Source organism: Aminobacter sp. P4_H6_2 (assembly GCF_056400805.1).
In genome coordinates, this window is sequence record NZ_JBFUKO010000542.1 from 1 (window position 1) to 3,696 (window position 3,696).

Genomic DNA, 3,696 nt, shown 5'->3' on the forward strand with positions numbered 1-3,696 from the left:
GTTCGGCCGCGTTCACCGCGTCGATGACCTTGGCTGTCCAATCTTCGCGCACAGGCTWTGACCATTCGTCCTGCTCGACGCGGCGCGCGGTCGACAGTTTTTCCTCCCAGCGGCTCTGCCAGTGGGATGGACCCGAATTGGTGTATCCGGGCACGATGATGATATCGGCGTCTTTTACCTTCATGTCGGGGATGTAGCGATCCGATCTCGCCGGTGCAAGCCGGTGCAGCTCACAGCTCCATATGCACGATCTCGATCGGGTCGCCGCCGACACCATGCGAGAAAAAGCCCCGCTCAACCATGCGAAAGCCGTGGCGGCGATAAAAGCCCTCCGCATTGACGGTCGATTCGACCCTGACCGGTCCTTCATGGTCCCGCCGCGCATTCTGGATGCCGATTTCAAGCAGCCTCTTACCGAGGCCTGAGCCTGCAGCATCGGCCAGAAGAAACAGCCGTGTTACCTCGCCTGGCTCCGAATCGACAAAACCGACGATCTTGCCTTCCTGCTCGACGACAACCAGCAGCCCTTTTGCGATCAGCGCTTCGTAAGTTTCCGCTGTCCGTTCTCCCATCCATCCGGCGATCTGCTCGGCGGAATAGTGGTCCTTCGCAAGCTCGCGCACCGAATTGCGCGTAACGTCGAATACCGCTTGCCCGTCACCAGGGGCTGCCGGCCTCAGCGATGTATGTTCATTCATAGGATGCACTCGGATCAATTTCAGCTGCCAAGTGGCTAGCGGTCTGCGCTGAAATTGTCTCCGCCGATTGGCTGCTGGTACAATCAAACCTCTGGCGGCGACCAGAAGTGGCAGTTGCTCGATTGGTATCAAATTGTTGAACGCGGTGTTCGGAACTTGCTGGCTTGTGTGAACGACGGCGCCGGCCGATCTATCACGGGAATAGAAACTGCCGTGTTGGCCGGAGAGTGGATTTTGGAACTGACACGACGCAAACTGATTGGCAGCGCAGCCCTTCTCGCCATGGGAGCGACAGCAAGCGTTGGCCATACGGAGCCCAAGATGAGCAAGATTCCTTTTGCCGCCACAACGCCGATCAGCGTCTCACGCGTTGGCCTCAAGGCACGTCACGCCGAAGCGATGGCCAAATTCTACCGCGACGTCGTCGGTTTGCAGGAGCTTGCCCGCGACGGCGAGACCATCACGCTGGGTGCTGGCAGCCGCGCGCTGCTGAACATAGAGTCCGACAAGGCAGCCCAGCCGGACGATCCGCGCAGCGCTGGTTTGTTCCACACCGCCTTCTTGTTGCCCACCCGTGCAGATCTCGGGCGCTGGATCAAGCATGCCATCGACAAACGCATTCCCGTCGATGGCGCGTCCGACCACCTAGTCAGCGAGGCGCTGTACCTGACCGACCCCGAGGGCAACGGCATCGAGATTTACCGCGACAGGCCGCATGATGGCTGGAAATGGACTGGCTCGCAGGTCGACATGGCGACCGAACAGCTCGATATCTCGTCTATCGTCGCCGAGGTACCTGCTGGCGATGCCGGCTGGCAGGGCATGCCGGACAACAGCATCGTCGGCCACGTCCATCTGCGCGTGGGCGATCCGGCCTTGGCTGCGGAGTGGTGGAACAAGCAGTTCGGCTTCGACACCGTGGCCAAATACGGCAACAGCGCCGTATTCCTGTCTTCCGGCGGCTATCACCACCATATCGGTGCCAATTCCTGGCAGAGCCCAGGTGCGGCAAAACGCGACGCCTCGCGCACCGGCCTTGCCTGGGTCGAGATGCGCTCGGCTGAAGCCAAGGCGGCTTCGACTTACGAAGACCCTTGGGGCACCGTCATTCGCGCGCTGCCGGGCCAACCGGGCTGAGCGTCAATCCTGACATCGCTTGTCCAAGGCATGTGCTATGCGCGTTGGAATCGAACCTGCCACGCTGGCAGGTTCGGCCAATACAAGTGCAAAGTTGAGGCCCGTTCATGCTGAAAGTCATCGCTCAGGATTTCATCAAGCCTGAGTTCGTCGATATCGTCCTGCCGCTTTATGCCGAGCTGGTTGAGAAGACGCGGCTGGAACCGCTTTGCCTCTCCTATGATCTGTTCATCGATCAAAAGGATCCGGGCCACTTCGTCTTCATCGAGGAATGGCCCGATCGCGCAGCGCTGGATATCCATTGCGCGAGCGAGCATTTCACGCGGCTGGTGCCGCTGATCAACAAACATCAGCGGCAAGACCCAGCCTTCATCCTGATGGACGCTTTTGCAGTCTAAAGCGCGACGGGGCTTGGCGGAGCAGTGTGCGTAAATGCCTGCTGCGCTTCGAAAGGCAGCAAACATGAAAAAGGCCTGCCGCAGGGATGCGCAGGCCTTTTTTGTAACTGGAGGAAGCTCGGGCTACCTGCCTTCGATCTCAAGGTTCGGAACGTCGATCTTCAGTTCGATGCTCTTCTGCTGGTCAAAATAGCCATCGTAATAGAGATAGCCGCCTATCACGGCCGCGATCATCACGGCGCCAGCAACGAACCAGCCGGCTTTTCCGCCATTCACGACCACGACATCAGGGTTTGCCATTTTTTCCGCTCCAATTTGTTCAAATCGGAACAGTAACGCCGGCCCGCCTCGATGGTTCCCGGATCAGACCTTATCCAAATACCCGCTTGAAGATCGTATCGACATGCTTGGTGTGGTAGCCAAGGTCGAACTTTTCGCGGATTTCGGCCTCCGGCAAGGCAGCGGTCACTTCCTTGTCGGCCAGAAGTTCCTCAAGGAAATCCTTGCCTTCTTCCCATACCTTCATGGCGTTGCGCTGGACCAGCCGATAGGCGTCCTCGCGGGAGACGCCGGCTTGCGTCAGCGCCAGCAGCACACGCTGCGAATGCACCAGGCCGCGGAACTTGTTCATGTTCTTGAGCATGTTGTCGGGATAGACGACGAGCTTGTCGATGACGTTGGTCAGCCGCGCCAGTGCGAAGTCGAGCGTGACGGTCGCGTCCGGGCCGATCATGCGTTCGACCGAGGAGTGCGAGATGTCGCGCTCGTGCCAAAGCGCCACGTTTTCCATCGCCGGTGCCGCATAGGAGCGGACCATGCGGGCGAGGCCGGTCAGGTTTTCGGTCAGTACCGGGTTACGCTTGTGCGGCATCGCCGACGAACCCTTCTGGCCCGGCGAGAAATACTCTTCCGCCTCAAGCACCTCGGTCCGCTGCAGATGGCGGATTTCGGTGGCGACGCGTTCGATCGACGAGGCGATCACGCCGAGCGTGGCGAAGAACATGGCGTGGCGGTCGCGCGGGATGACCTGCGTCGACACCGGTTCCGGCTTGAGGCCGAGCTTGGCGGCGACATGCTCTTCGACGCGCGGGTCGATATTGGCGAAGGTGCCGACTGCGCCAGAAATCGCGCAGGTGGCGATGTCTTCGCGCGCATGCACAAGACGCTCGCGGCAGCGGGTGAACTCGGCAAAGGCCAGCGCCAGCTTGACGCCGAAGGTTGTGGGCTCGGCATGGATGCCATGGCTGCGGCCGATGGTGACGGTGTCCTTGTGCTCGAAGGCGCGGCGCTTGAGTGCAGCCAAAAGCGCGTCGATGTCGGCGAGCAGGATGTCGGTGGCGCGCACCAGCTGCACGGAAAGGCAGGTGTCGAGCACGTCGGACGAGGTCATGCCCTGATGGATGAAGCGCGAATCCGGGCCGACGAATTCAGCCAGATGCGTCAGGAAAGCGATGACGTCATGC

Annotated in this window: 6 protein-coding genes; 2 read left to right on the plus strand and 4 right to left on the minus strand. The window is 60.3% G+C overall.

All coding sequences use genetic code 11. The features are described 5' to 3' along the window. Nucleotides 1-184 (minus strand): alpha/beta hydrolase (locus AC1DUU_RS26140; protein WP_476786275.1); only part of this gene is annotated, 184 nt, incomplete at its 3' end. Nucleotides 185-230: 46 nt separating this feature from the next. Further along, the gene (locus AC1DUU_RS26145) at nucleotides 231-698 is read right to left on the minus strand and encodes a GNAT family N-acetyltransferase (protein ID WP_476786276.1); all 468 of its coding nucleotides are present in this window, start codon (nucleotides 696-698) and stop codon (nucleotides 231-233) included. Nucleotides 699-1,019: 321 nt separating this feature from the next. Here AC1DUU_RS26145 and AC1DUU_RS26150 point away from each other — a divergent pair, with 321 nt between their 5' ends. Together AC1DUU_RS26150 and AC1DUU_RS26155 are read left to right on the plus strand one after the other, a co-directional pair. Then, on the plus strand, nucleotides 1,020-1,835 hold the full coding sequence (locus tag AC1DUU_RS26150; RefSeq protein ID WP_476786277.1) for a VOC family protein: 816 nt from the start codon (nucleotides 1,020-1,022) through the stop codon (nucleotides 1,833-1,835). Nucleotides 1,836-1,942: 107 nt separating this feature from the next. Beyond that, a complete protein-coding gene (locus AC1DUU_RS26155) occupies nucleotides 1,943-2,233 on the plus strand; it encodes a putative quinol monooxygenase (protein ID WP_476786278.1) in 291 nt (96 codons plus the stop codon). 123 nt (nucleotides 2,234-2,356) lie between these two features. Here the strand turns inward: AC1DUU_RS26155 and AC1DUU_RS26160 are convergent, their stop codons facing one another. Beyond that, nucleotides 2,357-2,533 carry a hypothetical protein gene (locus AC1DUU_RS26160; protein WP_476786279.1) on the minus strand — a complete coding sequence of 59 codons (177 nt, stop codon included), beginning with the start codon at nucleotides 2,531-2,533 and terminating at the stop codon, nucleotides 2,357-2,359. Between the two features lie 70 nt (nucleotides 2,534-2,603). Further along, on the minus strand, nucleotides 2,604-3,696 hold a 1,093-nt coding region (gene purB / locus AC1DUU_RS26165; protein ID WP_476786280.1), incomplete at its 5' end, for an adenylosuccinate lyase.

Excerpts from the sequence above, each read along its gene's own strand:
- AC1DUU_RS26145 (WP_476786276.1), bottom strand. The coding sequence starts at position 698 with ATGAATGAACATACATCGCTGAGGCCGGCAGCCCCTGGTGACGGGCAA.
- AC1DUU_RS26150 (WP_476786277.1), top strand. The coding sequence starts at position 1,020 with ATGAGCAAGATTCCTTTTGCCGCCACAACGCCGATCAGCGTCTCACGC.
- AC1DUU_RS26155 (WP_476786278.1), top strand. The coding sequence starts at position 1,943 with ATGCTGAAAGTCATCGCTCAGGATTTCATCAAGCCTGAGTTCGTCGAT.
- AC1DUU_RS26160 (WP_476786279.1), bottom strand. The coding sequence starts at position 2,533 with ATGGCAAACCCTGATGTCGTGGTCGTGAATGGCGGAAAAGCCGGCTGG.